We start from the raw sequence: 223 nt of genomic DNA, 5'->3' as shown, positions 1-223 counted from the left end.
TTGTTGGCTGGAGCTTTGAGGGTCACTCGGGCATATCTCATTTCCAGCGTCACCGCCCGGGCTTTCCTTCCGCCTTTCAGAGGAATGAGGAGAGATTTCGTCGCTGCAAGCGGTAATGTATTCGAGTAGTCATAGAGTTTGTGTGCATGCTCTTGAATGCATCGGCTCTGCATCGAGCGGACGACAAAGCGCTGTTGGTGCTGGGTTTTATAGGTCAGATATT

1 pseudogene is annotated in these 223 nt (G+C 51.1%); it reads right to left on the bottom strand.

The window, feature by feature from the left end:
- A pseudogene (locus L976_RS22620) lies at positions 1 to 223 on the bottom strand (IS4 family transposase); the annotation flags it as partial.

Origin of the sequence: Shewanella sp. ZOR0012, assembly GCF_000798835.1 — a bacterium.
Taxonomy (GTDB): domain Bacteria; phylum Pseudomonadota; class Gammaproteobacteria; order Enterobacterales; family Shewanellaceae; genus Shewanella; species Shewanella xiamenensis.
The sequence above is the reverse complement of the archived record's forward strand: the minus strand, read 5'-3'. Positions and strand labels throughout refer to the sequence as shown.